The sequence below is a fragment of the Burkholderia sp. BCC1988 genome, assembly GCF_905339895.1.
Taxonomy (GTDB): domain Bacteria; phylum Pseudomonadota; class Gammaproteobacteria; order Burkholderiales; family Burkholderiaceae; genus Burkholderia.
On record NZ_CAJPHA010000008.1, the window covers coordinates 284,823 to 310,565 of the forward strand.

General features: G+C 70.8%; 25 protein-coding genes. 15 read left to right on the forward strand and 10 right to left on the reverse strand.

The window, feature by feature from the left end; translation table 11 throughout:
• Window positions 1–305 precede the first annotated feature (305 nt).
• From U4012_RS14390 to U4012_RS14400, 3 genes are all read right to left on the reverse strand, one after another.
• On the reverse strand, window positions 306–1,079 hold the full coding sequence (locus U4012_RS14390) for a class II aldolase/adducin family protein (protein ID WP_321799378.1): 774 nt from the start codon (window positions 1,077–1,079) through the stop codon (window positions 306–308).
• A gap of 247 nt (window positions 1,080–1,326) precedes the next feature.
• On the reverse strand, window positions 1,327–2,952 hold the full coding sequence (locus tag U4012_RS14395; protein ID WP_321799380.1) for a phospholipase D family protein: 1,626 nt from the start codon (window positions 2,950–2,952) through the stop codon (window positions 1,327–1,329).
• A gap of 244 nt (window positions 2,953–3,196) precedes the next feature.
• Window positions 3,197–3,913, reverse strand: a complete 717-nt coding sequence (locus U4012_RS14400; protein WP_321799382.1) for a FadR/GntR family transcriptional regulator — start codon at window positions 3,911–3,913, stop codon at window positions 3,197–3,199.
• A 134-nt stretch (window positions 3,914–4,047) separates the two neighbouring features.
• Here U4012_RS14400 and U4012_RS14405 point away from each other — a divergent pair, with 134 nt between their 5' ends.
• Genes U4012_RS14405 through U4012_RS14420 form a run of 4 tightly spaced genes read left to right on the forward strand, consistent with a single transcriptional unit; the run spans window position 4,048 to window position 8,752 of the window.
• On the forward strand, window positions 4,048–4,848 hold the full coding sequence (locus tag U4012_RS14405; protein ID WP_124488589.1) for a (Fe-S)-binding protein: 801 nt from the start codon (window positions 4,048–4,050) through the stop codon (window positions 4,846–4,848).
• Complete coding sequence (locus tag U4012_RS14410) at window positions 4,845–5,558, forward strand: LutC/YkgG family protein (RefSeq protein WP_321799385.1); 714 nt, start codon at window positions 4,845–4,847, stop codon at window positions 5,556–5,558. The genes U4012_RS14405 and U4012_RS14410 overlap by 4 nt, the downstream gene beginning before the upstream one ends.
• The gene (locus U4012_RS14415; RefSeq protein WP_321799387.1) at window positions 5,555–7,000 is read left to right on the forward strand and encodes a LutB/LldF family L-lactate oxidation iron-sulfur protein; all 1,446 of its coding nucleotides are present in this window, start codon (window positions 5,555–5,557) and stop codon (window positions 6,998–7,000) included. The genes U4012_RS14410 and U4012_RS14415 overlap by 4 nt, the downstream gene beginning before the upstream one ends.
• Before the next feature lie 51 nt (window positions 7,001–7,051).
• A complete protein-coding gene (locus U4012_RS14420; protein WP_124521019.1) occupies window positions 7,052–8,752 on the forward strand; it encodes a lactate permease LctP family transporter in 1,701 nt (566 codons plus the stop codon).
• 148 nt (window positions 8,753–8,900) lie between these two features.
• Here the strand turns inward: U4012_RS14420 and U4012_RS14425 are convergent, their stop codons facing one another.
• From U4012_RS14425 to U4012_RS14445, 5 genes are all read right to left on the reverse strand, one after another.
• Window positions 8,901–9,662 carry a M48 family metalloprotease gene (locus U4012_RS14425; RefSeq protein ID WP_321799390.1) on the reverse strand — a complete coding sequence of 254 codons (762 nt, stop codon included), beginning with the start codon at window positions 9,660–9,662 and terminating at the stop codon, window positions 8,901–8,903.
• A 150-nt stretch (window positions 9,663–9,812) separates the two neighbouring features.
• On the reverse strand, window positions 9,813–10,619 hold the full coding sequence (locus U4012_RS14430; protein ID WP_321799392.1) for a glycosyltransferase family 2 protein: 807 nt from the start codon (window positions 10,617–10,619) through the stop codon (window positions 9,813–9,815).
• Between the two features lie 125 nt (window positions 10,620–10,744).
• A complete protein-coding gene (locus U4012_RS14435) occupies window positions 10,745–12,025 on the reverse strand; it encodes an endoribonuclease L-PSP (RefSeq protein ID WP_321799394.1) in 1,281 nt (426 codons plus the stop codon).
• A gap of 97 nt (window positions 12,026–12,122) precedes the next feature.
• Complete coding sequence (gene fabG, locus U4012_RS14440; RefSeq protein WP_321799396.1) at window positions 12,123–12,839, reverse strand: 3-oxoacyl-ACP reductase FabG; 717 nt, start codon at window positions 12,837–12,839, stop codon at window positions 12,123–12,125.
• Between the two features lie 115 nt (window positions 12,840–12,954).
• Window positions 12,955–13,239, reverse strand: coding sequence for a phosphopantetheine-binding protein (locus tag U4012_RS14445; protein WP_014896047.1), 285 nt, complete (start codon window positions 13,237–13,239; stop codon window positions 12,955–12,957).
• 577 nt (window positions 13,240–13,816) lie between these two features.
• On the opposite strand from U4012_RS14445, the gene U4012_RS14450 reads away from it, so the two are divergent.
• From U4012_RS14450 to U4012_RS14495, 10 genes are all read left to right on the forward strand, one after another.
• The gene (locus tag U4012_RS14450; protein ID WP_321799399.1) at window positions 13,817–14,461 is read left to right on the forward strand and encodes a hypothetical protein; all 645 of its coding nucleotides are present in this window, start codon (window positions 13,817–13,819) and stop codon (window positions 14,459–14,461) included.
• 65 nt (window positions 14,462–14,526) lie between these two features.
• Entirely contained in the window at window positions 14,527–16,296 is a 1,770-nt protein-coding gene (locus U4012_RS14455) for an AMP-binding protein (protein WP_321799401.1), read from the forward strand.
• Complete coding sequence (locus U4012_RS14460; RefSeq protein WP_321799403.1) at window positions 16,293–17,267, forward strand: acyl-CoA synthetase; 975 nt, start codon at window positions 16,293–16,295, stop codon at window positions 17,265–17,267. The genes U4012_RS14455 and U4012_RS14460 overlap by 4 nt, the downstream gene beginning before the upstream one ends.
• Window positions 17,264–17,908, forward strand: a complete 645-nt coding sequence (locus tag U4012_RS14465) for an outer membrane lipoprotein carrier protein LolA (RefSeq protein ID WP_321799405.1) — start codon at window positions 17,264–17,266, stop codon at window positions 17,906–17,908. Before U4012_RS14460 ends, U4012_RS14465 begins: the two co-directional genes overlap by 4 nt.
• Window positions 17,908–20,391, forward strand: coding sequence for an MMPL family transporter (locus tag U4012_RS14470; RefSeq protein ID WP_321799407.1), 2,484 nt, complete (start codon window positions 17,908–17,910; stop codon window positions 20,389–20,391). The genes U4012_RS14465 and U4012_RS14470 overlap by 1 nt, the downstream gene beginning before the upstream one ends.
• Window positions 20,388–21,281 carry a polysaccharide deacetylase family protein gene (locus tag U4012_RS14475; protein ID WP_321799409.1) on the forward strand — a complete coding sequence of 298 codons (894 nt, stop codon included), beginning with the start codon at window positions 20,388–20,390 and terminating at the stop codon, window positions 21,279–21,281. Before U4012_RS14470 ends, U4012_RS14475 begins: the two co-directional genes overlap by 4 nt.
• Window positions 21,282–21,344: 63 nt before the next feature.
• Window positions 21,345–22,568, forward strand: coding sequence for a beta-ketoacyl-[acyl-carrier-protein] synthase family protein (locus U4012_RS14480; protein ID WP_321799411.1), 1,224 nt, complete (start codon window positions 21,345–21,347; stop codon window positions 22,566–22,568).
• A complete protein-coding gene (locus tag U4012_RS14485) occupies window positions 22,565–23,383 on the forward strand; it encodes a beta-ketoacyl synthase chain length factor (protein WP_321799413.1) in 819 nt (272 codons plus the stop codon). The genes U4012_RS14480 and U4012_RS14485 overlap by 4 nt, the downstream gene beginning before the upstream one ends.
• Window positions 23,380–23,916 carry a hotdog family protein gene (locus tag U4012_RS14490; protein ID WP_044847442.1) on the forward strand — a complete coding sequence of 179 codons (537 nt, stop codon included), beginning with the start codon at window positions 23,380–23,382 and terminating at the stop codon, window positions 23,914–23,916. The genes U4012_RS14485 and U4012_RS14490 overlap by 4 nt, the downstream gene beginning before the upstream one ends.
• On the forward strand, window positions 23,913–24,230 hold the full coding sequence (locus U4012_RS14495) for a hypothetical protein (protein WP_044847443.1): 318 nt from the start codon (window positions 23,913–23,915) through the stop codon (window positions 24,228–24,230). Before U4012_RS14490 ends, U4012_RS14495 begins: the two co-directional genes overlap by 4 nt.
• An 80-nt stretch (window positions 24,231–24,310) precedes the next feature.
• On the opposite strand, the gene U4012_RS14500 is transcribed toward U4012_RS14495, so the two are convergent.
• Both U4012_RS14500 and phbB read right to left on the reverse strand, forming a co-directional pair.
• Complete coding sequence (locus U4012_RS14500) at window positions 24,311–24,511, reverse strand: hypothetical protein (RefSeq protein WP_044847444.1); 201 nt, start codon at window positions 24,509–24,511, stop codon at window positions 24,311–24,313.
• A gap of 198 nt (window positions 24,512–24,709) precedes the next feature.
• Window positions 24,710–25,453 (reverse strand): acetoacetyl-CoA reductase, encoded by a 744-nt coding sequence (gene phbB / locus U4012_RS14505; RefSeq protein WP_044847445.1) that lies wholly within the window; start codon window positions 25,451–25,453, stop codon window positions 24,710–24,712.
• A gap of 55 nt (window positions 25,454–25,508) precedes the next feature.
• On the opposite strand from phbB, the gene U4012_RS14510 reads away from it, so the two are divergent.
• Window positions 25,509–25,743 (forward strand): hypothetical protein (locus U4012_RS14510; protein ID WP_321799418.1); only part of this gene is annotated, 235 nt, incomplete at its 3' end.

Here is a 25,743-nt window from a genome sequence, read left to right on the forward strand (position 1 = left end):
CAGCCCGCGCGTCGCGCGCCAGCCTGACGGAACCTGGAAGAGACCTTTGCAGCACGCGCCCTGAATCTGCGCGCGGCCTTTCGCTACACTTCGTCTCACAGTTGCTTGTTTCCTTCGTCCGAAGGAGTCTGCGAGTATTCACGCGGCCATCCGGCCGCGTTTTTTTTGCGCGTGCCGCACGGCATACGGGCATCGTCCGGCACATTCCGCTGCGCTCACCATCAAGCGTCGCGAATCGATTTCGCCGCGGCGGTCGAGCCCGGCATCGCGCCGGCACCGCGCCGGCACCGCGCCGGCACCGCGCCTCACGCGCGATAGCCGGGATCGATGCGATCGACGATGCGCTGCAACGCGTCGAACGCGTCCTGCCCCGCGCCGTGCCTCGGATCGAAATTCAGCGAATCGCGCACGCAGCCCTCGAGCACCGGCGGCGCGATCGGCAGTGCGTCGCCGATCGCATGGGTCGCGACCTGCACCTCGCACGCGCGATTGAGCAGCCACATCAACGAGAAGGTCTGTGCAAGCGTCGCGCCGATCGTCACGGGCCCGTGGTTGCGCAGCAGCAGCACGGGCCGACCGCCGGCGCTCTCGACGATGCGCCGCCCTTCCTCGAGATGCACGGTGATGCCCTCGAAATCGTGATACGCGATCTTCCCGTACAGCTGCGCCGAATAGAAGTTCGAGAACGACAGCCCGTCGCGCGAGCAGCACACGGCCATCGTGGGCGTCGTATGCACGTGCATCACGCAGTGCGCGTCGGGCAGCGCCGCATGGATCGCGCTGTGGAAGGTGAAGCCGGCCGGATTGATCGGCCAGTCGGAATGGCCGATCACGTTGCCGTCGAGGTCGATCTTCACGAGGTTCGACGCGCACACCTCGCGGTAATGGAGCCCGAACGGATTGATCAGGAAATGACCGTCCTCGCCCGGCACGCGCAGCGAGATATGGTTGTAGATCAGCTCGGTCCAGCCGAGATGGTCGAAGATCCGGTAGGCGGCCGCGAGCTGCACGCGCGCCTGCCATTCGGCTTCGGAAAAACGGGCGGGACGCGTGAACGGCTGGTTGGGTACACGTTGCATGGGGCACTCCGGTTGCGGGCTTGCGCGGCCGCGCGGGCGGCGCGCGTATCGTCCTTCGTCTCCTGGCGGCACACGCGGCGTGCTTGGTGCACATGGCGCGTGCGGCGCGTCGTTCGGCACCGCTTCCGCCCGCATTGCGCGAGCCGTCCGGCGGCACCCTTCACGATACGCATATCGTTGTGCGCACAACCATATCACCTTTCCCCGCGCACCGGTATCGCGGGTTTGGCCCGAGCCGTTCCGGCCCTTACAACTGGTCGTCGACCGGCAGCAGCATGAAAAGGCCGGTCATCACGTTGCGCAGCAGCCCGGCATGCGGATCGACGTGATAGAGGGTCGACTGGCCGCCGTCGACGCCCGTCCATTCGAGTGCCGGCGGCCCGCCGTCCATTTGCTTCACGAGCGTAACGCGATAGCTTTCGTCGGGCTGCGTCACCCGTGCGAAGATCTCCGCGGCCTGCTGCGCGAGCACCGGGCTGTGGATCACGAGCGCGAGCTCGGTGTTCAGGTGCGCCGAGCGCGGGTCGAGATTCAGCGAGCCGATCACCAGGATGTGCCGGTCGATCACGTACGCCTTCGCATGCAGGCTCGCACGCGAGCGCGAGCCGAACAGGCGCGTGGGCTGCTGGCCCGGCTGTGCCTTGAACTCGTACAGCTCGACGCCGCGCTCGAGCAACGGCACGCGGTACGGCGCGTAGCCGGCCTGCACCGCGACCGCATCGGTCGCCGCGAGCGAATTCGTCACGATCGCGACGCGCACGCCGCGCCCGACCGTGTCGCCGAGGATCTTCACGCCGGCATCGTGCGGCACGAAGTACGGCGAAAACGCGAGGAATTCCTTCTGCGCGCCGCGCATCAGTTCGACGAGGCGCTGCATCGGCGGGCTCACGTATGCGTCGGTCGGCTGCGCGACCTTGGTCGGCGCATCGACCTTGAATTCGGCCGGCGCCCACACGAGCGCGAGCTCGTCGCGCGCGATCTGCTGCGCGAGCGGTGTCGCGTTCAGCGGCTTCGCGTTGTACGGGTCGGCATTCTTGCGCCAGTGGTCGCGCAGCTCGTCGCGCATCGCGTCGAGATCCTTCGGAGCGAACGTCTGATGATTCAGCACGCGCAACGGATAGCTGCTCGCGCTCGCCCAGTAGCCGTCGAAGCTCTTCGAGACATCGTTCGTCACGGGGCCCGCGGCGAGCACGTCGAGATCGCGAAACTGCAACGTCGGGCTCGCACTGAAGTATTCGTCGCCGAGATTGCGGCCGCCGACGATCGCGAGCTGGTTGTCCGCGATCATCGCCTTGTTGTGCATCCGCCGCGTGAAGCTGTCGATCCGCGTGAAGTAGTTGGCCGTGCGCTCGACCATCCCGTATTGCGACGCGCCGAACGGGTTGAACACGCGAATCTCGATGTTCGTGTGCGTGTTCAGCGCGGCCATGACGCGATCGATGTCGCGGAAGTTCAGGTCGTCGACCAGCATCCGCACGCGCACGCCGCGATCGGCCGCATACAGCGCCGCGCCCAGCAGCAGCTTGCCAGTCGTGTCCTCGGTCGCGATGTAGTACTGCATGTCGAGCGTCTTCGTCGCCGCGCGCGCGAGCGCGATGCGCATCTGCAGCGCGGTCGCGCCGTCGGGCAGCAGCCGGAAGCCCGACTGCCCCGGATGCGCGGCTTCCGGCGCGGCCAGCGCGGCGCGCAGCGGCGTCGCGGTATCGGTCGGCAACGCGTGCGAGACGGGGCGATCGAGCGTGGTGGCGGGCGGGTGCGTCGCGCAGGCGGTGGCCAGCGACAGCAGCGCGCACACGGCGAGCGCGCAGGCCGGGCGGCCGACGGCGCGCCACGACAGCGCGGCCGGCGCGCACCGGATCAAGGACGTGAGCACGGAAACTCCCTCGACAGGCGGATCAACGGGTCCGCAATCGCCGCGGCGCGCGGCTGACGGGCGGGTTCAGTCGATTCTAGGGGGCGCCCGATGAACCGGTCAATCGCGCGCCCGGCGCATGCGGCGCCGAGCCGCCACGCACGCCGCGCGCGGCCGCGGCCCTGCGCGGCCCGGGACCGCGGCCGGCGGGCGTCCTCGGATTCGACCGCCAGGCGGACCCGCCGCGCCCATGGTCCAACCAATCTCACGGCGCGTCGTCGTTTCGCTCGAAGTGGCTGCGCACGTAGTCGATATGGGTCTGCATCGCCGTGCGCGCCTCCTCGGGCCGGTGCGCGCAGATCGCGTCGCAGACCACCCGGTGCTGCTGCAGCAGCAACTCCGATGCCTGCTCGTCGTGCGTGGTCATCCCCGCGACGTTGATCGAGATGTGCTCGCGCAGCATCCCGAGCACGCTCGTGTGCAGGTGCAGGAACATCGTGTTGTGCGACGCGAGCGCGATCGCCTCGTGCAGCTTCGCGTCGGCCGACGCCTCGAGGGCCGCGTCGTCGTTCGCGTGCGCGGTCTCGAGCTCGCGCAGCAGCGCGCGGATCCGGCGCCGGTCGTGCGCGTCGGCGCGCAGCGCGGCGAAATACGCGGTCGCGCCTTCGAGCACGCGGCGAAACTCGAGTATGTCGTCGCGCAGCGCCGGATGGTCGGCAACCAGTTGGCCCCACGGCGACGCGATGCCCGCGCGCAACTGGTCCGTCACGTAGACGCCCGCGCCGCGCCGGCTCTGCAGCAGCCCGCGCGCGACGAGCCGCTGGGTCGCCTCGCGCACCGTATTGCGCGCGACGCCGTACTGCTGCGCGAGCACGCGCTCCGCCGGCAGCCGCGCGCCGGCCGGCCACGTGCCGTCGAGCAGCGCCGTCTCGATCTTGCGCATCACCACTTCGGTCCGGCCCCGTGCCGTCATCGCCGCCATCGCCGTCTCCCCATCCGGAATACCCGTCACGCCGATTGGCCCAACCAATTTGAGCTGCGGCGCCGTCGCGGGAATTATGCAGCGAAATCGTCGTCCCGCATTCGCATGCCGGGCCGGCCCCCCTGGAGCGAGACATGAACGAAAGGCACTACCCCGCCGCCGCCCCCGCGCACGTCTATCTGTTCGCGACCTGCCTGGTCGACCTGTTCGTCCCCGAAGCCGGGCTCGACGCGGTCCGCCTGCTGGAACGCGAAGGCCTGACCGTCCACTATCCGCGCGGCCAGAGCTGCTGCGGGCAGCCGGCCTACAGCAGCGGCAATCCCGACGAAGCGCGCCGCGTCGCGGCCGCGCAGCTCGACCTATTCGCCGAGCCGTGGCCCGTGATCGTGCCGTCCGGCTCGTGCGCGGGCATGATCCGGCACCATTGGCCCGCCCTGTTCGCCGACGATCCCGTGCACGGCCCGAAGGCTCGCGCAATCGCGGAGCGCACCTACGAACTCGCCGAATTCCTCGTCCATGTGCTCGACGTGCGGCTCGACGCCGTCACCGCCAACGCCGGCCCGGACGAGCGCGTCGTGCTGCACACGTCGTGCGCGGCCCGCCGCGAGATGGGTACGCGCGTGCATGGCGTCGCGCTCGTCGATGCGCTGCCGGGCGTCACCCGCATCGAACATGAACGCGAATCGGAATGCTGCGGCTTCGGCGGCACGTTCTCGCTGAAGCATCCCGACATCTCCGGCGCGATGGTGCGCGACAAGGTCGCATCGGCCTGCGCGACGGGCTGCGACCGGCTCGTGTCGGCGGACTGCGGCTGCCTGCTGAACATCGGCCACGCTGCGGCCAAGGCCGGCGCCGCGCTGCCCGTCGAGCATCTCGCGAGCTTCCTGTGGCGCCGCACGGCCGGTGCCGGCTCGCTGCGCGGAGACACGCAATGAGCGCGCGCGACGCCATCCTCGCGCGCCTGCGCGCCGCCGCCCCCGGCGTCGCCGTGAACGCCGCACCCGCGCTCGATGCGCGCATCGACATGCATTACGCGGCGCGGCGCGCGGCAGTCGCGCCCGATTCTCGCGCGCTCGCGCAGACGATGCAGGCCGCGCTCGCCGCGTCGCACGCCGAAGTCTGGTGCGCCACCGCCGACGCATGGCCCGCGCAGCTGGCCGCGCGCCTGGCCGAGGCCGGCGTGCGCCGCCTGCTGCTCGACCCGGCCCGCGCCGAATCGGCGGCCCTCGCGCAGGCATTGCCCGACGCGGTCGCGCCGGTGCCGTTCGACCGGCCGATCGACGCATGGAAAGCCGAGCTGTTCGACACGATCGACGCGGGCTTCACGGTCGCGCGCTCGGGCATCGCGGCGACCGGCACCGTCGTGCTCGCGCCCGATGCCGGCACGCCGCGCACGGTGTCGCTGGTGCCGCCGCTGCACGTCGCGCTCGTGCATGCGAACACGCTGCACGCGGACCTTCACGCGGCCGCGCACGCGGAGCGCTGGCACGCCGGCATGCCGACCAACGTCGTGCTGGTGTCGGGCCCGTCGAAGACCTCCGACATCCAGCAGACCCTCGCGTATGGCGCACACGGCCCGCGCAACCTCTGGGTCGTGATCGTCACCGAACCGACCGCAACCGCCTGCCAGGACCTGCCGCGATGAGCGACCAACCGCTGCAATTCGTCGCCCCCGGCGACTTCAAGGCCCGCGCGCGCGCCGCGCTCGGCGATCCCGCGCTGCGCCGCAGCTTTCGCGGCGCGATGGATTTCCTGCAGGGCAAGCGCGCGACCCAGTTCCCCGACGACACCGAGCTGCAGCAGCTGCGCGATCTCGGCGAAGCGGTGCGCCAGCACGCGCTCGCGCAACTGCCCGCGCTGCTCGAGCGGCTGGAGGCGAAGCTCACCGCGGCCGGCGTGCACGTGCACTGGGCCGAGACGGCCGCCGACGCGAACGCGATCGTGCTCGGCATCGCGCAGGCGAAGAAGGCGCGCCGCGTGATCAAGGGCAAGTCGATGGCGAGCGAGGAAATCGAGCTGAACCATTACCTCGCGGATCACGGCGTCGACTGCATCGAGTCCGACATGGGCGAGTTCATCGTGCAGCTCGCGGGCGAAAAGCCGTCGCACATCGTGATGCCGGCGATCCACAAGACGCGCGGCGACATCGCCGAGCTGTTCAAGGAACACATCCCGGGCACGCGTTACACGGAGGACGTCGACGAGCTGATCCAGACCGGCCGGCGCGCGCTGCGCCGCGCGTTCGCGGAAGCCGACATCGGCCTGTCCGGCGTGAACTTCGCGGCGGCCGACACGGGCACGCTGTGGCTCGTCGAGAACGAGGGCAACGGCCGGCTGTCGACCACCGTGCCCGACACGCACGTCGCGATCATGGGGATCGAGAAGGTCGTCGAGAAACTCGAGCACATCGTGCCGCTGTCGAGCCTGCTCACGCGCTCGGCCACCGGCCAGGCGATCACGACCTACTTCAACCTGATCTCGGGCCCGCGCCGCGACGGCGAACGCGACGGCCCGCGCGAGCTGCATCTCGTGCTGCTCGACAACGGCCGCACGCAGGCCTACGCCGACGAGCAGCTGCGCGCGACGCTGCAATGCATCCGCTGCGGCGCGTGCATGAACCACTGCCCCGTCTATACGCGGATCGGCGGCCACGCATACGGGACGACCTACCCGGGCCCGATCGGCAAGATCATCTCGCCGCACCTGCTCGGCCTCGACGCGACGGCCGACCTGCCGACCGCATCGACGCTGTGCGGCGCGTGCGGCGAGGTGTGCCCGGTCCGGATTCCGATCCCGCAATTGCTGGTGCGGCTGCGCACCGAGGCGAACCGCAAGCCCGACGAACCCGTCGCGCATCCGCTGCGCGGCCAGGGCGCGAACTACAACCGCGCGGAAGACCTCGTGTGGCGCTTCTGGTCCGGCGCGTTCGCGCATCCGCGCGCGTATCGCGCGTTCCGCTGGAGCGCGACGCGGCTGCGCGCACTGACGCCCGCGAAGCAGATGGGCTGGACCCAGCATCGCACGCCGCTCGAGCCGGCGCCGCGCAGCCTGTCCGACCTGCTGCGCGCACGCGGCCAGCCCGAATAGACCACCCCGCTTTCAAACCCGTACCGATAGAAATCCATGGAGGAGACAACCATGCAGGTTTGGCATCAGATCTACACCCCGCTCGGCAGCCTCGGGCTGTCGGCGTTCGTCGCCGCGATCCCGATCATCTTCTTTTTCGTCGCGCTCGCCGCACTGCGGATGAAGGGGCACGTCGCCGCCGCGATCACGCTCCTGCTGGCGCTCGGCGTCGCGATCCTCGCGTACGGCATGCCCGTGCCGCAGGCGCTCGCCGCAGCCGGCTTCGGCTTCGCGTACGGCCTGTGGCCGATCGCGTGGATCATCGTCGCGGCGGTGTTCCTGTACAAGATCGTCGTGAAGACCGGCCAGTTCGAGATCATCCGCGCGTCGGTGCTGTCGATCACCGACGACCAGCGGCTGCAGATGCTGCTGATCGGCTTCTCGTTCGGCGCGTTCCTCGAAGGCGCCGCCGGCTTCGGCGCGCCCGTCGCGATCACGGCCGCGCTGCTCGTCGGCCTCGGCTTCAAGCCGCTGCACGCGGCAGGATTGTGTCTGATTGCAAACACCGCGCCGGTCGCGTTCGGCGCGATGGGCATCCCGATCATCGTCGCCGGACAGGTGACCGGCATCGACGCGTTCCACATCGGCGCGATGGCCGGCCGCCAGCTGCCGCTGCTGTCGCTCGCGGTGCCGTTCTGGCTCGTGTTCATGATGGACGGGCTGCGCGGCGTACGGCAGACCTGGCCGGCCGCGCTCGTCGCCGGCGGCAGCTTCGCGATCACGCAGTACTTCACGTCGAACCATATCGGGCCCGAGCTGCCGGACATCACGTCGTCGCTCGTCAGCCTCGTGTCGCTCGCAGCGTTCCTGAAGGTCTGGCAACCGGGCAGCGCGAAGCAGACGGCCGGCGGCCTCGTCGCGTCCGGCGGCGGCGCGGCGCTCGCGGGGTTCGGTGCGGGCGGCAACGGTGCGGGCGCGAGCCGCCAGGCGTCGCCGTACTCGCTCGCGCAGACCGTGCGCGCGTGGTCGCCGTTCCTGATCCTGACGGCCGTCGTCACCGTGTGGAGCATCGCGCCGTTCAAGGCGCTGTTCGCCGCGCACGGCGCGCTCGCGTCGACCGTCCTCAAGTTCCACGTAGCCGGGCTCGACCAGCTCGTCGTGAAGACCGCGCCGATCGCCGCGACGCCGAAAGCGCTCGACGCGGTGCTGAAGCTCGATCTCGTGTCGGCGGTGGGCAGCGCGATCCTCGTGACCGCGCTGATCTCGATGGCGCTGCTGCGGATGAAACCGCGCGACGCGCTCGTCACGTTCGGCGAAACGCTGAAGGAGCTCACGCGCCCGATCCTGTCGATCGGCCTCGTGCTCGCGTTCGCGTTCGTCGCGAACTACTCGGGGATGTCGTCGACGCTCGCGCTGATGCTCGCCGCGACCGGCGCCGCGTTTCCGTTCTTCTCGCCGTTCCTCGGCTGGCTCGGCGTGTTCCTGACCGGCTCGGACACGTCGTCGAACGCGCTGTTCTGCTCGCTGCAGCAAGCGACCGCGCACCAGCTCGGCGTGCCCGAGACGCTCGCGGTCGCCGCGAACACGACGGGCGGCGTGACCGCGAAGATGATCTCGCCGCAGTCGATCGCGGTGGCATGCGCGGCAACGGGGCTGGTCGGCAAGGAATCGGAGCTGTTCCGCTTCACGGTGCGCCACAGCCTGCTGTTCGCGGTGATCGTCGGCCTGATCACGCTCGTGCAGGCGTACGTGCTGCCGGGGATGGTGCCGTAAGCACGCGGCGCGGCCGCTTTCCGGCGGTTTTCCGGCCGCTTTCCGGCCGTTTTCCGTTTCCCCGAAAAAACAAAAACCCCACGCCCGCAAGAGCGTGGGGTTTCGTTCATCCCGGGCGCCGGACGAGGCCGGCGCCATCAGGCGGCGCTCAGCTGCCCTTCGCGATGCGATCCTGGATGTGCTGCGCACGACTCGTCGACGACGGGTGCGAGCTCATCATCGAGCTCTTGCCGCCATCGAGCTGCGCGAGCTTCTGGAACGCGGTGACGAGGCCCTTCTGGTTCATGTTCTTCTGCTTCATCAGGTCGAACGAGTAGTCGTCGGCCGCGCTTTCCTGCGTCTGCGAAAACTGCGCGTTGATGAACTTCTCGGTGATGTCGCCGAGCTGCGAGCTCGTCAGGGCCGCGACGCCCGGCGATGCCGCGCCGGCCGCCGTGCGTGCCGCGCTGACCGCGTAGGCAGTCTGCATCGCCTTCTTCGAGTGACCCAGCGCGACGTGGCCCATTTCATGGCCGATCACGCCGCGCAGCTCGTCGTCGTTCATCATGTCCATCAGGCCGCTGTACACGCGCACGCAGCCGTTGCCCATCGCCCACGCGTTGACGTCCTTGGTCATGTAGACCTTGTAGTTGATCTTCTGGCCGTTCAGCGTCATGTCGCCGAAGCCCTTCATCACCTTCGTCAGGCGCTTCGCGTACGCGCTGTTCGGCGCGGCGATCTTCGATTCGGCGTCGCTCGCCTTGCACGAGTCGTTCGACAGTGCCGCGATGTCGCTGTCCGACAGCGTCGCCGCCTTGACCAGGCTGGTCCCCGCCGACGTCAGGCTGTTCGCGTCGAGACTCTGCACGCCACCGCATGCGCTCAACAGGAAAACCATGCCGCACGCGGCCGCCGCTTTCTTGATATGCATCCCGGATCCCTCGGTAGTTGTATTTGGGAGCGGCGATTTTGCATAATCCGGCAGAAAATTACCAGATGTTTACATCGAATGACAGCTTGATTACTGACAAATACGGAATGGACGGCGCGATTGCTCAGCCGATTGATGACAATCGGGCCGTCAATCGCCACGGCCGGACGACCGGCCGAACGCGGAACGCGACCGGCGCGTCAGCCGCCGCGCGACCAGCATCGGCAGCCGCACCACGAAACCGGCGAACAGCCGCAGGTGCATCCACGCGAGCAGCGCGTTGTCGCGGCCGTAGTGGAAATGCGACACGCCGCCCTCGTGCGCGCCGAAGTAGCGCACCGGCGCTTCGATGCGGATCGGCCGCACCCCGGCCCAGCACAGCCGCACGGCGGCTTCCGGATCGAAGTCGAAGCCGCGCATCCACGGCTGGCGATGCATGATCGCGGCGAGCGGCGCGACCGGGTACACGCGAAAGCCGTACAGCGAATCGCCGATCCCGGCCCACAGCGTCTCGAGGTCGGCCCATCCGTTCGACAGCCGCCGTCCCTGCACGCGCAGCTGCGGCGCGCTCGCGTCGAACTTCGGCAGGCCCAGCACCATCGCATCCGGCGCCGCCTGCGACGCGGCCATGAATTCGGGAATCAGGTCGGCCGGATGCTGGCCGTCGGAATCCATCGTCAGCACGTGCGTGAAGCCGCTCGCGGCCGCCGCGTCGAGCCCGGCCAGCACCGCGGCGCCCTTGCCGCGGTTCGCCGGCAGCACGATCACGCGCAGCCCGGGGTCGCGCTCGGCCATCGCCTGCAGGCGCTCGGCGCTGCCGTCGGTGCTGCCGTCGACGACGACCCACACCGGATTCCACTGCGCGCGGGCGTTGCGCACGGTCGTGTCGACCTTGACGCCCGGGTTGTAGCTCGGAATCAGTACGAGATGGGTGGACGAGGCCTGCAGCGTGGACATGGGAACGGCCGATTGCGAAGACGAGGATCCTGACAAAAGTTTATGACCTGCAGGCGACGGCCGACAGGCTTCGTCGACGCCGCCCGCGTGCGGCGACGGTTCGCGCAGCGACAGGCCCGCGCGCTTCACGACAGGTGCTCCAGCGGATGGCCGGCGCTCGCCTCGATCTCGACCAGCAGATCGTCGCGGCACACGTCCGCATGGACGAACAGCGGCCGCACGCCGGGGCCGGCCGCATCGCGCAACGCGCGTTCGATCGCGGCGAGCGCCGCGGGATCGCCGGCGTCGCGCACGTAGACGCGGTAGCTCAGGTCGGCGAGCGTGAACGGGCCGTGCCCCTGCCGCGCGGCCTGCTCGAGCACGGCGGCCAGGTTCGCGATCGTCTCGCGCGTTTGCGCGACGACGTCGCCGTGATGCACGGTGCGATGCCCGACGATGCTGGCGGTGCCCGACACGAACAGCAGCGGCGCGGCAGCGTCGCCCGGCCATGCGGCCGCGCGCGCGAACGTCGGCGCACGCGGGCCGTACTCGGCCGGGTAGTGATACGCGCTGACCTGGCGCGGGTTCTCGACCGGATCGGCCGGCGCACGGCTCGCGATGAAATGGATCGCGAGCGGCGCGGCCGGCGGCGTGTCGCCCGCGACCGGCACGACCGAACCGAGCGCGCAGGCGGCCGGCACACCGTCCGTCAGCGCGCGGCGGCACGCGTCGAACGCGCGCTGCCTGCCGATATTGAACTGACGATAGCGTTCGATCCCGAACTGCTGCGCGTTGATCGCCGGCACGGTGTTCCAGATCCGCAGCGGATGCGGGATGCCGAGCGTATCGAGCACGTCGAACAGCGCGCGGTATGCGTCGTAGGTCGCGCGCTCGAGCGGCGTGCCGCCGTCGCGATCCGCATCGGCCGATTCCCGCGCTTCATGCGCTGGCTGCGCTTCCTGCACGACGATGCTGCCGAACACGAGCCCCGCCGTTGCGCTGTAGCGGTACTGCAGCGCGCCGCGTCGCTCGCTGCGCAGGTCGCGCGCGTCGCACTGCCAGATTTCGCAGACCGCATCGGCGCGTGCATGGCTGCCGGCATCGAGCAGCGCCATCTGCACCGGTGCGAGCGGCAGGTCGGGCGCAGCAGCGGCGAGCATGCGGGCCATCGCATCGGCCGGCGACCCGGCCGCACCGATGCAGACCGCGCCCAGCGCACCGGGAAACACGCAGTCGAATGCGTCGCCCCGCTGCTGCGCATCGTGCAGCAGCGCAGCCAGCCGTGCCTGATCGATCTGGACGAGCCGCAACGCACGAGTGCCGCCGTTCGCGGTGGACGTGGCCGCCACGGGTCCGTGTGCGACCGCGCGCGTGGCGGACGACGGGGAACACGCTCGCCGTTCGGCGTCGACTGGATGCACTGACACTTCGATTTCCTCACTATGCGGCGCGGGCTCGCGGCATCGTGGCCACGCGCCGCGTTGCGCGCCGTTGCTTCGCGTCAAGCCGACGCCGCGCGCGTCGTCATGCGAGGCCGCCGTTGACGGACAGCACTTGCCCCGTCACATAGGCGGCCGCATCGGATACCAGATACGCGACCATCGCCGCGACTTCGTCGGGCCGGCCGGCGCGCTGCGCGGGCACGAGCTGCTTGATCCGTTCGGCGGGAAACGCATGTTCCGCCATCGGCGACTCGATGATGCCGGGCGCGACCGCGTTCACGGTAATGCCGCGCGACGCGAGTTCCAGCGACAGCGACTTCGTCGCGCCGATCAGCCCCGCCTTCGCGGCCGCGTAGTTGACCTGTCCGCGGTTGCCGGTCACGCCGGCGACCGACGCGATGTTGACGATCCGGCCGCGCCGCGTGCGGATCATCGGCAGCAGGAGCGGTTGCGTCACGTTGAAAAAACCGTTGAGCGTCACGTCGATCACGCTGTGCCATTGCCGGCGCGACATGCCGGCCATCGGCGCGTCGTCGTGAATGCCCGCGCTGTTGACGAGGATCTGCACCGGCGCGTCGTCGACGAACGGTGCGAGCGCGGCGAGCGTCGCATCCGCGTCGGTCACGTCGAATGCGATCGCATGCGCGATGCCGCCGGCCGCGACGATCTGCTGCGCGACGGCTTGCGCCTGCGCGAGATTCCGGTTCGCGTGTACCCAGACTTCGTGGCCGGCCTGCGCGAGCGTCGTGCAGATCGCCTGCCCGAGTGCGCCGCTGCCGCCCGTTACGAGCGCCCGCATCGAATTGCTCCGTTCATCGCGTTCCTCCTCGATCGACGCGGCGGCGGTGCATCCAGCCACCGCCGCCGCGTGCCGTCATCCTCTGCGTGCCGCGTCGCGCCCGCGCGCGCCGCCGTCACTTCGTGCGATGCGCGGCGACATACGCGGCAAGCGCGCCGAGCGTCGCGAAGATCTTCTGGTTGTCCGGATTGTCCGAGCGCAGCTCGAAGCCGTACTTCTTCGAGATCAGCAGCGCGATTTCCAGGATGTCGATGGAGTCGAGCCCGAAGCCCTCGCCGTACAGCGGGGTCCCGGCCGTCACCGTTTCGAGCGGGACGTCTTCGAGATTCAGTTCGCCGATGATCAGCGTGGCGAGCTCTTGTTCCAGTGCGTTCATCATGCTTGCGGGCAGGCGGCCCATGGCAGCGGGAGGCGCCCGGAAAACGGCAACCGTCGTGCACGCCCGGCGCGGTGCGAGGCGCGCGAATCTCCGTCCCTCCGGCGTCTGCCGGCTTCCCCGCCTGCGTTATTGGGGATCGTTTGTAAAAGTTACGCGGATTCTAGACGATGGGTATCGGCACGTATACGGGGAATGGTTACAGACTGAAGGGCCCCCGCCGCGGCCGGTTTCGGGACCCGATCGCAGCAGACGCTTGAGCCGCTTCGGATGGAAATGGATCGTCGCCGCAAAAGCTTCAGTGCGCTGCCATACATTCGGTTACAAAACCCGGCTGCATCTGCCTCGGACCGCCGCGCCGGGGCCCTAAAATGTGCGTGCACGACAGCCGGCCCGGACTAGCGTCCCGGCCGCCATTCATATGATGTTTGACGGCCCGACGCACGCGTCCGGCCCCGATCCGCCCGATGTTTCCAGCAACCATGCCGCGCCCGTCCGCTCCCCTCGCTCCGGTTTGTCCGCTAGTTTGCCCGTCCGTTTGCCGCCGTGCCGCGGCAGCCGGCGGCAACGCGCACCCGCGCCGCGCGCCCGGAGCGCCGCGATGAGCACGCCGCTCGGCATCGTACGCGGCGCCGGCGCGGTCGCCGCAGTGGCGGCGTACCAGATCGGCGCGCACTACGCGGCCGCGACGCCCGGCGCGCACGGCTTCGGCCTCGCGATGGCGCTCGCGCCGCCACTGCTGCTCGCGCTCGGCGCGGCACTGCGCTCGCCGCAGCGCGCCTGGCTCGTGCCGGCATGGCTGCTGGCCGCCGTCGCGCTGTGGGCCATGCGCATCCCGCTCGCGCGCCATTTCGAATGGGGCCTGTATCTGGAGCACGCGAGCTTCAACCTCGCGATGGCGCTGCTGTTCGGCCGCACCCTCGCGGCCGGCCAGGTGCCGCTCTGCACGCGCTTCGCGACGCTGATCCACGGCTCGATCACGCCGGCCGTCGCGCGCTACACGCGGCACATCACGCTCGCATGGACGCTGTTCTTCGTCGCGATCGCCGCCGTGTCGACGCTGCTGTTCGCGACCGCGCCGATCGTCGCGTGGTCCACATTCGCGAACTACCTGTCGCTGCCGCTCGTCGCCGTGATGTTCGGCGCCGAGCATGCGTGCCGGCGCTTCGCGCTGCCGCACGACGCGCGGCCGCGGATGGTCGACGCGGTGCGCGCGTACCGCGCGTCGACGCAGCCGTCACGATGAATTCATGGCCGGCGCGGCGCCGCATCGCGGCCGCGCCGGTGACTGCCTTCCGCTTTGACCGATTTATGCCGACTCACCCGCTGGTATTCCATTCCTCGCCGGACCAGACGATCGCCTGGCGCGACGGCACGCCCGTCACCGTCCGCACGTTCGTCGCCGACGTCGCGCGCGTGGCCGCCGCACTGCCCGCCGGCCGCCACGTGTTCAACGTGTGCCGCGACCGCTACCGCTTCGCGGTCAGCCTGTGCGCGGCGCTCGTCACCGGCAGGATCAGCCTGCTGCCGTCGACGCACACGCCGGAGATGGTGCGCCAGCTCGCGTCGTTCGCACCGGACGCGTTCTGCCTGCACGACGCGCCGGACTGCACGATCGACCTGCCGCGCTTCGCGTATCCGGACGCCGCACCCGGCGAACTCCCCGACGACGCACCGTGCGTGGTGCCGCAGATCGACGCGTCGCGGATCATGGCGTACGTGTTCACGTCCGGCTCGACCGGCGCGCCGGTGCCGCACCGCAAGACCTGGGGCTTCCTGGTCGGCTGCGTGCGCGCGGCGGCCGAGCGCCTCGGCCTGCTCGACGGCCGCGCGGCCACGCTGATCGGTACCGTGCCCGCGCAGCACATGTACGGCTTCGAATCGACGGTGCTGCTCGCGCTGATCGGCGGCCTCGCGTTCAGCAACCGCCAGCCGTTCTACCCGGTCGACATTCGCGACGAACTCGCCGCGATCCCGCAGCCGCGCGTGCTCGTCACGTCGCCGATCCACCTGCGCGCGCTGCTGTCGGCCGGCGATGCGCTGCCCCCGGCCGCGCTCGTGCTGTCGGCCACCGCGCCGCTGTCGGAAAAACTCGCGTGCGAAGCCGAGGCCGCGCTCGAGGCGCCGCTCGTCGAAATCTACGGCAGCACCGAAACCGGCCAGATCGCGACGCGCCGCACGTCGCAGGGCGCCGCGTGGCAACCGTTCCCGGACATCCGGCTCGACGCGCGCGCGGCGCACGACGCGTCGGACCACGATGCCGCCGGCGACGACAGCGGCCCGACCGTGTGGGTGTCGGGCGGACACGTCGAAACCCCGGTGCCGATGGGCGACGCGCTCGAGCTACTCGACGACGGCCGGTTCCTGCTGCACGGCCGCAAGGCCGACCTCGTCAACATCGCCGGCAAGCGCACGTCGCTCGCCTACCTGAACCATCAGCTGAACGCGATTGCCGACGTCGTCGACGGCGTGTTCTTCATGCCGGACGACATCGCGCCGGCCGACGCCGATGCGACCCGCGAACCGGTCACGCGCCTCGTCGCGCTCGTGGTCGCGCCGACGCTCGCCGCTGCCGACGTGCAGCGCGCGCTGCGCGAACGGATCGATCCGGCGTTCATGCCGCGCCCGCTCGTGTTCGTCGACGCATTGCCGCGCAACGAAACGGGCAAGCTGCCGCGCGACGTGCTCGCGGCGCTCGTCGCACGGCACACGCGCGCCGCCGGGGCCGACGTGCGCGAGCGCGCCGCGACGGACGCGCCCGACGCGCCGCTCGCGTTCACGATTCCCGCCGATCATCCGGCGCTGCCCGGCCATTTCCCCGGTCGTCCGATCGTGCCGGGCGTCGTGCTGCTCGATCACGCGATCGCCGCACTCGGCGCATCGCTGAATCGCCCGCTCGATACGTGGCGGCTGGCTTCCGCGAAATTCCTGAGCCCGGTCGCGCCGGGCGAGGCGCTCGATCTCGCGTTCGATGCTGCGGCCGGCGGTGCGATCCGCTTCACGCTGCGCGCGGGTGCGCGCGACGTCGCGACCGGCGTGCTGTCCGCGCCGCCGGCCGCGCAGGACGGCGCGCAGCCATGAAGCGCACCGCATGGGCCGAGCGCCAGGAACGCAGCAACGCCGGGTTGCTGCGCGTGATGACCTGGATCTCGCTGCGTTTCGGCCGGCGGCCGTCGCGCATCGTGCTGCATGCCGTCGCGGCTTATTTCGTGCTGTTCTCGCCGGTCGCGTGCGCCGCGTCGCGCGACTACCTGCGCCGCGTGCTCGGCCGTCCCGCGCGCTGGCGCGACGTGTACCGGCACGTGTTCACGTTCGCGGCGACGATCCACGACCGCATCTACCTGATGAACGGCCGCTTCGACCTGTTCGACATCCGGCTGCACGGCGAGACGCGGGTCGACGCCGCGCTCGCCGGCGGGCGCGGCGCATTCCTGATGGGCGCGCATCTCGGCAGCTTCGAAGTCGTGCGCGCGATCGGCCGCACGCGCCCGGACCTGCGCGTCGTCGTCACGATGTTCGAAGAGAACGCGCGCAAGATCAACGCGACGCTCGCCGCCGTCAACCCGGCCGCGAAGCCGGAAGTGATTCCGCTCGGGCAGGTCGACTCGATGCTGAAGGTGCGCGAACGCCTCGACGCGAACTGCATGGTCGGGATGCTCGCCGACCGCACGCTGCTCGACGACGCGACCGCGTCGCTGCGGTGGCTGCCGCTGCTCGGCGCGCCGGCGGCATTCCCGCTCGGGCCGCTGTACATGGCCGCGATGCTGCGGCGTCCGGTGCTGTTCATGACGGGCCTCTATCGCGACGGCAACCGCTACGATGTGCACTTCGAGACGCTCGCCGATTTTTCCGACGTGCGCCGCGACACGCGCGCGGCGGCCGTCGACGCGGCGCTCGCGCGCTACGTCGCGCTGCTCGACCAGTACTGTCGCGCGGCGCCGTACAACTGGTTCAACTATTTCGATTTCTGGCAGACCGGCACGGCCGCCGCGCGCCGCGACGCGGCGCACGCGTGCGCCGGCCTGTCCGCCACGAGGGATTCCGACGCATGACCGCCGTTCGCCGCTTTCCGCCGATGTTCCCGCTGCCGCACCCGCGCGCGCTGCGCCGAGCAGCACGCACGTTCGCCGTCACGGCCGCCGTCGCGCTCGCCCTGCCCGCGCACGCGGCCGACACCGGTTCGGCATGGACCCTCGACCGGCTGATGTCGACGCTCGCGCAGCACAAGTCGGGGCGCGCGACGTTCACCGAGACGAAGACGCTGTCGATCACCACGCAGCCGCTCGAATCGTCGGGCGAGCTCGTGTTCGTCGCACCCGACCATCTCGAGAAGCACACGCTGAACCCGAAGCCCGAACATCTCGTGGTCGACGGCGACATGCTCACCGTCGAGCGCAACAGCCGCAAGTACACGCTCGCGCTCGCGCGCTATCCGGAGCTCGGCGCGTTCATCGACAGCATCCGCGCGACGCTCGCCGGCAACCGCTATGCGCTCGAGCAGGTCTACAAGGTCGCGCTCGCCGGTCGCGGCGACGACTGGACGCTGACGCTCACGCCGCTCGACTCGCGGATGCTGAAGGTCGTCAGCACGATCACGCTCGAAGGCTCGCGCGACGTGTTGCGCAGCGTCGCGATCCGGCAGGCCGACGGCGACCGTTCGACGATGCGCCTGCAACCCGTCCCGGCGAACTGATGGACGATCGCACCCGGCCGCCCGCGCCCGTCACGCACCGCCTGCCCGCCTGGCGGCAACGCGCGGTGCTCGTGTGGCTGCTCGCGCTCGTCGCATGCGGAATCGCGATCGCCCGCGCGAACTTCACGGCCGACCTGTCCGCGTTCCTGCCGCGCGCACCGAGCGCGGGGCAGCGCGTGCTCGTCGATCAACTGCGCGACGGCATCGTGTCGCGGCTGATCCTCGTCGCGATCGACGGCGGCGATGCGGCCACGCGTGCCGCGCTGTCGCGGCGCGTCGCCGGCACGCTGCGCGCCGACCGGCAATTCTCCTCGATCAACAACGGCGAAGCCGTCGACGACACACGCGACCGGCAGTTCGTGTTCGACCATCGCTACCTGCTGAGCCCGGCCGTCGCGCCGCGGCGCTTCAGCGCGGACGGCCTGCACCAGGCGCTCGGCGACAGCCTCGACCTGTTGAGTTCGTCGGCGGGGCTCGTCGCGAAGGCGCTGCTGCCGCGCGACCCGACCGGCGAAGTGACGGCGCTCGTCGACCAGCTCGACAGCGGCGCGCAGCCCGCCAGCCGCGACGGCGTATGGGCGTCGCGCGACGGCACGCGCGCGGTGCTCGTCGTGCAGACGGCCGCGCCCGGCTCCGACACCGATGCGCAGGCACGCGCGATCGACGCGGTGCGCCGCGCGTTCTCCGCCGCGACGCAGGCGCTGCCGAACCCGGCCGCGTACACGCTCGCGATGACCGGCCCAGGCGTGTTCTCGGTCGACACGCGCGACACGATCCGGCACGACGTCGAGCGGCTGTCGACGGCGAGCGTCGTGCTGATCGTCGCGCTGCTGCTGACGCTGTACCGCTCGCCGCGCACGCTCGCGCTAGGGCTGCTGCCGGTGCTGACGGGCATCGCCGCCGGCATCGCGGCGGTCAGCATCGCGTTCGGCACGGTCCACGGGCTGACGCTCGGCTTCGGCACGACGCTGATCGGCGAAGCCGTCGACTATTCGATCTACCTGTTCGTGCAATCGGCGCAGGCCGGCGCGCGCGGCACCACGCGGCCCGCCGACGCGACGCGGGCATGGATCGCCGCTTATTGGCCGACGATCCGGCTCGGCGTGCTGACGTCCGTGTGCGGCTTCGCGTCGATGCTGTTCTCCGGTTTTCCGGGCCTCGTGCAGCTCGGGCTCTACTCGATCGCCGGGCTGACGGCCGCCGCGCTCGTCACGCGCTTCGTGCTGCCGCACCTGCGCGGCGAGCACGTCGCGATTCGCGACGTGTCGCGCGTCGGCGCGGTGCTCGCGCGGGCGGCCGCTGCCGCGCCGCGGCTGCGCTGGCCGCTCGCCGCGCTCGTGCTCGCCGCGTGCGCGACGCTCATGCTGCATCGCGACGGCCTGTGGAGCCGCGAGCTTGCGGCACTGAGCCCCGTGCCCGCTCGCGCGCAGGCACTCGACGCACGCCTGCGCGCCGATCTCGGCGCGCCGGACGTGCGCTATCTCGTCGTGATTTCCGCGCCGACCGAACAGGCCGCGCTCGAACGCGCGGAACGGGTCGCCGCGCAATTGCAGCCGCTCGTCGAGCGCGGCGCGCTCGCGGGCTTCGAAAGTCCCGCGCGCTACCTGCCGAGCGACGCCGCGCAGCGCGCGCGCCAGGCGAGCCTGCCGGACGCCGACACGCTTGCCGCACGCATGCGCGCGGCCGTCGCGAACCAGCCGATCCCGGTCAGGCCCGAGCTGTTCGCCCCGTTCATCGCCGATGTCGAGGCCGCACGCCACGCGCCACTGCTCACGCGCGCGGACCTGCGCGGCACGTCGATGGCGCTCGCCGTCGACGCGCTGCTGACCGAGCGCGCGGGCCGCTGGCGCGCGATGCTGCCGCTGCGCGCGCCGGACGTCGCACGCACCGGTCCGGCGGCTCCGGCGCTCGATGCCGCGCCGATTCGCGCGGCCGTCGCGCGCGCCGGCGTGCCCGACGCGCTGTTCGTCGACATGAAGGCCGAGGCCGACCGCCTGTACGTGAACTACGTGCACGAGGACATCCGGCTGTCGCTCGCGGGTTTCGCGGCGATCGCCGTGCTGCTGCTGATCGCGCTGCGCTCGCCGCGCCGCGTCGTACGCGCGCTCGCGCCACTGGTCGCGGCCGTGCTGGTGGTGACGGCCGGCTTCGCGCTCGCCGGCGTGCCGCTGACGATCCTGCACCTCGTCGGGATGCTGCTGATCGTCGCGGTCGGCTCGAACTATGCGCTGTTCTTCTGCAAGCGCGACGACGCGCAACCGGTCACACCTCGCACGCTCGTGTCGCTGCTGATCGCGAACCTCGCGACGGTCGCCGGCTTCGGCCTGCTCGCGCTGTCGCGGGTGCCGCTGCTAGAAACCTTCGGGTTGACCGTCGGCCCTGGCGCGATGCTCGCGCTCGCGTTCGCCGCGATTCTCGCGCCGCGCATGGCGGCGGTGGCCGCGGGCAGCCCTGATCGTGAGCCGACAGGAGGTCACGCATGAACGCGCCGTCGTCCGTTCCGCCTCGCCAGCCCGGCGATGCGCGCCGCTGGAAACCGACGCCGCTGATCGCGGGCACGGCCGCGCTGCACGCGGGCGCGCTCGCGGCCGTCGTCGCACAACCGGCCGCATGGCCGTGGGCCGCCGGTGGCGTGGTCGCGTCGCATCTCGCGCTGACCGCCGCCGGCCTGTGGCCGCGCAGCGCGCTGCTCGGGCCGAACTGGACGCGCCTGCCGGCCGGCGCCGGCCGCCGGATCGCGCTGACGATCGACGACGGCCCGGACCCCGACGTCACGCCGCGCGTGCTGGACCTGCTCGATCGCCACGACGCGCGCGCGACGTTCTTCTGCATCGGCGATCTCGCGCGCCGCCATCCGCAGTGGATCGAAGCGATCGTCGCGCGCGGCCACGCGGTCGAGAACCACAGCCAGCGGCACCGGCATACGTTCTCGCTGTCGGGGCCCGCCGCGCTGCGCCGTGAAATCGCGGCCGCGCAGCAGACGCTGACCGAGATCGCCGGCACGCGCCCGCGCTTCTTCCGCGCGCCGGCCGGCCTGCGCAATCCGTTTCTCGAGCCGGTGCTGTGCGAGTTCGGCCTGCAGCTCGCCAGCTGGACGCGCCGTGGCTTCGACACGCGCGCGCGCGATGCGGATACCGTCACGCACCGCCTGCTGAACGGCCTGGCTGCGCGCGACATCCTGCTCGTGCACGACGGTCACGCGGCGCGCGACGCGCGTGGCGAACCGGTCGTGCTCGACGTGCTGCCCGCGCTGCTGCACGCGGCCGCCGATGCGCAGTTGCACTGGACCACGCTGCGCGCCGCGCTCGCCCCCGAACCGTCCGATCCGCCCGCCGGGCCGGGCATGCCGGCCTCCGCGTTTGATAAAATCTGACCACGCCCGGCGCGCCCGCCAGCCCCGCTGCGGCGCCCGTTCCGGCCACCGGATACGACCCTCGTGAAACCTCTCCTGCTCTCGCACTTCACCGCCACCAGCTGCATCGGCCGCGGCCTCGACGCGACCGTCGACGCGCTGCGCCACGCGCGCGGCGGGCTCACGCCGTGCGACTTCGAACGCGCCGATCTCGACACCTGGATCGGCGCCGTGGACGGCGTCGATGCGCAGCCCGTGCGCGCGGATCTCGCCGACTTCGACTGCCGCAACAACCGCCTCGCGCAACTCGGCCTCGTCCAGGACGGCTTCGACGCGCGCGTCGCGGCGGCCGTGTCGCGCCACGGCGCCGCGCGCGTCGGCGTGTTCGTCGGCACGAGCACGTCCGGCATCCTCGAGACCGAGCGCGCGTACGAGCAGCGCGATCCAGCCAGCGGCGCACTGCCCGCCCGATTCCGCTACGCGCACACGCACAACCCGTATTCGCCGGCTGCGTTCGTGCGCGCGTATTTCGCGCTGCGCGGGCCGGCGATGGCGATCTCGTCGGCGTGCTCGTCCGGCGCGAAGGTGTTCGGCTCCGCGCGCCGGATGATCGAAGCGGGGCTGATCGATGCGGCCGTCGTCGGCGGCGTCGATTCGCTGTGCCTGACGACGCTGTACGGCTTCAATTCGCTCGAACTGCTGTCGCGCCGGCCGTGCCGGCCGTTCGACGTCGCCCGCGACGGCATCTCGATCGGCGAAGCGGCGGCGTTCGCGCTGCTCGAACGCGTGCCCGATGCGCCCGCCACGCTCGACGGCGACGCGATCCTGCTGCTCGGCATCGGCGAATCGAGCGATGCGCATCACATGTCGTCGCCGCATCCGGAGGGGCTCGGCGCGCGCATCGCGATCGAACAGGCGCTCGCGTCGGCCGGCCTCGCTGCAACCGACATCGACTACGTGAACCTGCACGGCACCGCGACGCCCAGCAACGATGCCGCCGAAAGCCGCGCGGTGGGCACGCTGCTCGCGCGCACGCCGTGCAGCTCGACGAAGGGCGCGACCGGTCACACGCTCGGGGCGGCCGGCGCCCTCGAAGCGGTCGTCGCCGCGCTGGCGCTGCGCGAACAGTTCGTGCCGGCCGGCGTCAACACGACGCAACCCGACCCGGCGCTGGCCGCCGACTACGTGCTCGCGAGCCGCGATGCGCGCGTGCGTGCGGTCCTGTCGAATTCGTTCGGCTTCGGCGGCACGAACTGCAGCCTGATCCTCGGCCGCGCCGGGCATGCGAGCCGCCGGGAGCCGACATGACCGTCACCGCCTTCATCGAAAGTGTCGGCCTCGTCGGGCCGGGACTGAACGACTGGCCGCACGCGGCCGACGTGCTCGCGGGCCGCGCGGCCTATGCGAGCGCGCGCACCGTGCTGCCGCCGCCTGCCAGCCTGCCGCCGGCGGAACGCCGCCGCACCGGCCCCGTCGTGCGCGTCGCGCTCGCGGTCGGCCTCGAAGCGGCAGCCGCGAGCGGGCGCGATGCGGCCACGCTCGCGACCGTGTTCAGCGCGTCCGGCGGCGACGGCCAGAACTGCCACGCGATCTGCGAGACCCTCGCCGGCGACGATCGCCACCTGTCGCCCACGCGCTTTCACAACTCGGTGCACAACGCGCCGGCCGGCTACTGGAGCATCGCGACCCGCGCGATGGCGACGTCGAACGTGCTGTGCGCACACGACGGCAGCTTCGCCGCGGGCCTGCTCGAGAGCGTGTGCCAGGTCATGGTCGATCGCGTGCCGAGCCTGCTGATCGCCTACGACACCGACTATCCGGAGCCGCTGCACGCGGTGCGGCCGATCGTCGACGCATTCGGCGTCGCGCTCGTGCTCGCGCCCGACGCGAGCGAACGCACGCTCGCGCGCATCGACGTGCGGCTCACCGACGCGCCGGCGACGACGCTCGCGAACCCCGAACTCGACGCGCTGCGCACCGGCAATCCGGCCGCGCGCGCGCTGCCGCTGCTCGACGCGCTCGCGGCGCGGCGCGCGGCGAGCGTCGTGCTCGACTATCTGGAAGATACGCGCGTGCAGGTCGATATCGCACTGCCGAATGCCGCGGCGAGGCACGCGCGATGACGACGCCCGTTTCGACGCCGATGCCTGCGCCGGCGCCGGCCACGCTCGATCGCGCATGGATCGCCGCGCACATTCCGCACGACGGCGCGATGTGCTTGCTCGATCGGGTCGAAGCGTGGGACGCCGCGCGCATCCGCTGCAGCGCGACGAGCCACCGCGACCCGCACAACCCGCTGCGCTCGCGCGGCCGGCTCGCGTCGGTCTGCGGGATCGAATATGCGGCACAGGCGATGGCCGTGCACGGCGCGCTGCTCGGTGCGCAGCAGGCGCAGGCGGAACCCGCGCGGCCGCGCGCCGGCTATCTCGCGAGCGTGCGCAACGTCGACGCGTTCGTCGACCGGCTCGACACGTTCGACCTGCCGCTGATCGTCGATGCCGAACGCATCGGCGGCGACGACCGCTCCGTGCTGTACGGCTTCACGCTGCGCTGCGGGGAGCGCGTGTTGCTCGGCGGCCGCGCCGCGGTGATGCTCGATGCATCGGCAGCCGGCATACGTGTTGCGCCGCCCGCGGGCCGCGCGGACCCTAGATGAACCAGCCCCAAGGAAACCAGGCCGTGAAAGCACGTCAGTTCATTTGCACCGCGTTCGTTCTCGCGCTGATCAGCCCGATCGCGCACGCGGACATGTCGGAAGTGAAGCAGGACATCAAGCGCGATTCGAAGGAAGCCGCGCACAAGACCGGCGAGGCCGCGCGCAGTTTCGGCCACGCGACCGCGAGCGCCGCGAAGACGGTCGGCCACGGCATCGCGCACGCGTCGCGCGAAGGCTGGGATGCCACCAAGCGCACGACGAAGCGGATCTTCCACAAGAACGATTCAGGCGAAGGCGCGCGAAACAGCGATTGAGCGCGAACGTCCCGCGCACCGCAGACGGATGCGCGGGACGCGGCACGACGCGTGAACGCGGCGGTGCCGCACCGCCGCCGTCAGCGCGCGCCGCCGCGCGTGCGACGCGCCGGCCCGCGCGCGAAGCACTTGCCGTACGCGACCAGCCAGCAATCGCGATGATCGAAGTTGCGCAGCAGCCGCGCGCGGCGCCGCTCGAGCCAGTGAAGCGCGATCGCCATCGTCAGCGCGACGGCCAGTGCCGAGCCGCCGATCGCGAGTCCCATCCAGGTGTCACCCATGCCTCCTCCGGAATGCGAGGCCGGTGCGGCGTGCGTGCCGTGACGCGGTAGCCGGCGCGCGGGCGCACCCGGCCCGCCGCATGCGCGGCGAACCTGCGTCCGTGTTCCGTCACCGCGCGCGTGCGCGCCGCCCCGGCGCTGGATACAGCGGGAGCACGGCCCGGACGCGCGCGCGAACGCCGCCCGGGCCGCCGCGCGTCAATGCATGTGCTGGCCGCCGTTGATCGCGATGTTGGAGCCCGTCACGAAACCGGCCTCTTCCGAGCACAGATAGGCGACCAGCGCCGCGACTTCCTCGGGTTTCCCGAGCCGTCCCGCCGGAATCTGCGGAAGGATCTTGGTATCGAGGATGTCCTGCGGGATCGCCGTCACCATCTTCGTCGCGAGGTAGCCCGGCGACACCGTGTTCACCGTCACGCCCTTGCGCGCGGTCTCGAGCGCGAGCGATTTCGTGAAGCCGTGCATGCCGGCCTTCGCGGCCGCGTAGTTGGTCTGGCCGACCGAGCCCTTCGAGCCGTTGACCGACGCGATGTTGACGATGCGTCCCCAGCCGCGCTCGACCATGCCGTCGCAGACCGGCTTCGTCATGTTGAACACGGAATCGAGGTTGGTGCGGATCACCGCATCCCAGTTGACCTTGTCGAGCTTGCGCAGCGTCATGTCACGCGTGATGCCCGCGTTGTTCACCAGGATGTCGACCGGGCCGACGTCCCGGACAATTTTCTCGACGCATTGCTGGCACGAATCGTAATCGGCCACGTCCACCGGATACGCGTGGAATTCGCGACCGGCCGCGTGCATCTCGGTCAGCCAGCGATCGGCGCCGGTGTTGTTCGGCGAATACGTGACGACGACCTGGTAGCCCGCATCGTTCAACCGGATGCTGATCGCTTCGCCGAGACCGCCCATCCCACCCGTCACAACTGCAATTCGCTTAGTCATCCTATGAGTTACCGACAAGAAAAGTAGTCAAAGGTGCGGGGCGACGGCATGGCACATGCTGCCGCCCCGCCGCTGCGATGCGCTGGCGCCCGCAGGGCGGACGTGGCGCGCACCGGAACATCACGCTTGTTATTGGCAGCTTGTTGCGCGCGAAGTTTGCTGCATCTGTGTGCGGCGCTGGCCGGCGCCGCACGCGTGCACTATCGTCAGACCGTGTTCAACCGCGCTCGACCGCGAGCGCGACGCCCATCCCGCCGCCGATGCACAGCGACGCCAGCCCGCGCTTCGCA

Coding starts and splice junctions, on each gene's coding strand:
- U4012_RS14390 (WP_321799378.1), bottom strand. CDS start 1,079: ATGCAACGTGTACCCAACCAGCCGTTCACGCGTCCCGCCCGTTTTTCC.
- U4012_RS14400 (WP_321799382.1), bottom strand. CDS start 3,913: ATGGCGGCGATGACGGCACGGGGCCGGACCGAAGTGGTGATGCGCAAG.
- U4012_RS14405 (WP_124488589.1), top strand. CDS start 4,048: ATGAACGAAAGGCACTACCCCGCCGCCGCCCCCGCGCACGTCTATCTG.
- U4012_RS14410 (WP_321799385.1), top strand. CDS start 4,845: ATGAGCGCGCGCGACGCCATCCTCGCGCGCCTGCGCGCCGCCGCCCCC.
- U4012_RS14415 (WP_321799387.1), top strand. CDS start 5,555: ATGAGCGACCAACCGCTGCAATTCGTCGCCCCCGGCGACTTCAAGGCC.
- U4012_RS14420 (WP_124521019.1), top strand. CDS start 7,052: ATGCAGGTTTGGCATCAGATCTACACCCCGCTCGGCAGCCTCGGGCTG.
- U4012_RS14425 (WP_321799390.1), bottom strand. CDS start 9,662: ATGCATATCAAGAAAGCGGCGGCCGCGTGCGGCATGGTTTTCCTGTTG.
- U4012_RS14430 (WP_321799392.1), bottom strand. CDS start 10,619: ATGTCCACGCTGCAGGCCTCGTCCACCCATCTCGTACTGATTCCGAGC.
- fabG (WP_321799396.1), bottom strand. CDS start 12,839: ATGCGGGCGCTCGTAACGGGCGGCAGCGGCGCACTCGGGCAGGCGATC.
- U4012_RS14445 (WP_014896047.1), bottom strand. CDS start 13,239: ATGGGCCGCCTGCCCGCAAGCATGATGAACGCACTGGAACAAGAGCTC.
- U4012_RS14450 (WP_321799399.1), top strand. CDS start 13,817: ATGAGCACGCCGCTCGGCATCGTACGCGGCGCCGGCGCGGTCGCCGCA.
- U4012_RS14455 (WP_321799401.1), top strand. CDS start 14,527: ATGCCGACTCACCCGCTGGTATTCCATTCCTCGCCGGACCAGACGATC.
- U4012_RS14460 (WP_321799403.1), top strand. CDS start 16,293: ATGAAGCGCACCGCATGGGCCGAGCGCCAGGAACGCAGCAACGCCGGG.
- U4012_RS14465 (WP_321799405.1), top strand. CDS start 17,264: ATGACCGCCGTTCGCCGCTTTCCGCCGATGTTCCCGCTGCCGCACCCG.
- U4012_RS14470 (WP_321799407.1), top strand. CDS start 17,908: ATGGACGATCGCACCCGGCCGCCCGCGCCCGTCACGCACCGCCTGCCC.
- U4012_RS14475 (WP_321799409.1), top strand. CDS start 20,388: ATGAACGCGCCGTCGTCCGTTCCGCCTCGCCAGCCCGGCGATGCGCGC.
- U4012_RS14485 (WP_321799413.1), top strand. CDS start 22,565: ATGACCGTCACCGCCTTCATCGAAAGTGTCGGCCTCGTCGGGCCGGGA.
- U4012_RS14490 (WP_044847442.1), top strand. CDS start 23,380: ATGACGACGCCCGTTTCGACGCCGATGCCTGCGCCGGCGCCGGCCACG.
- U4012_RS14495 (WP_044847443.1), top strand. CDS start 23,913: ATGAACCAGCCCCAAGGAAACCAGGCCGTGAAAGCACGTCAGTTCATT.
- U4012_RS14500 (WP_044847444.1), bottom strand. CDS start 24,511: ATGGGTGACACCTGGATGGGACTCGCGATCGGCGGCTCGGCACTGGCC.
- phbB (WP_044847445.1), bottom strand. CDS start 25,453: ATGACTAAGCGAATTGCAGTTGTGACGGGTGGGATGGGCGGTCTCGGC.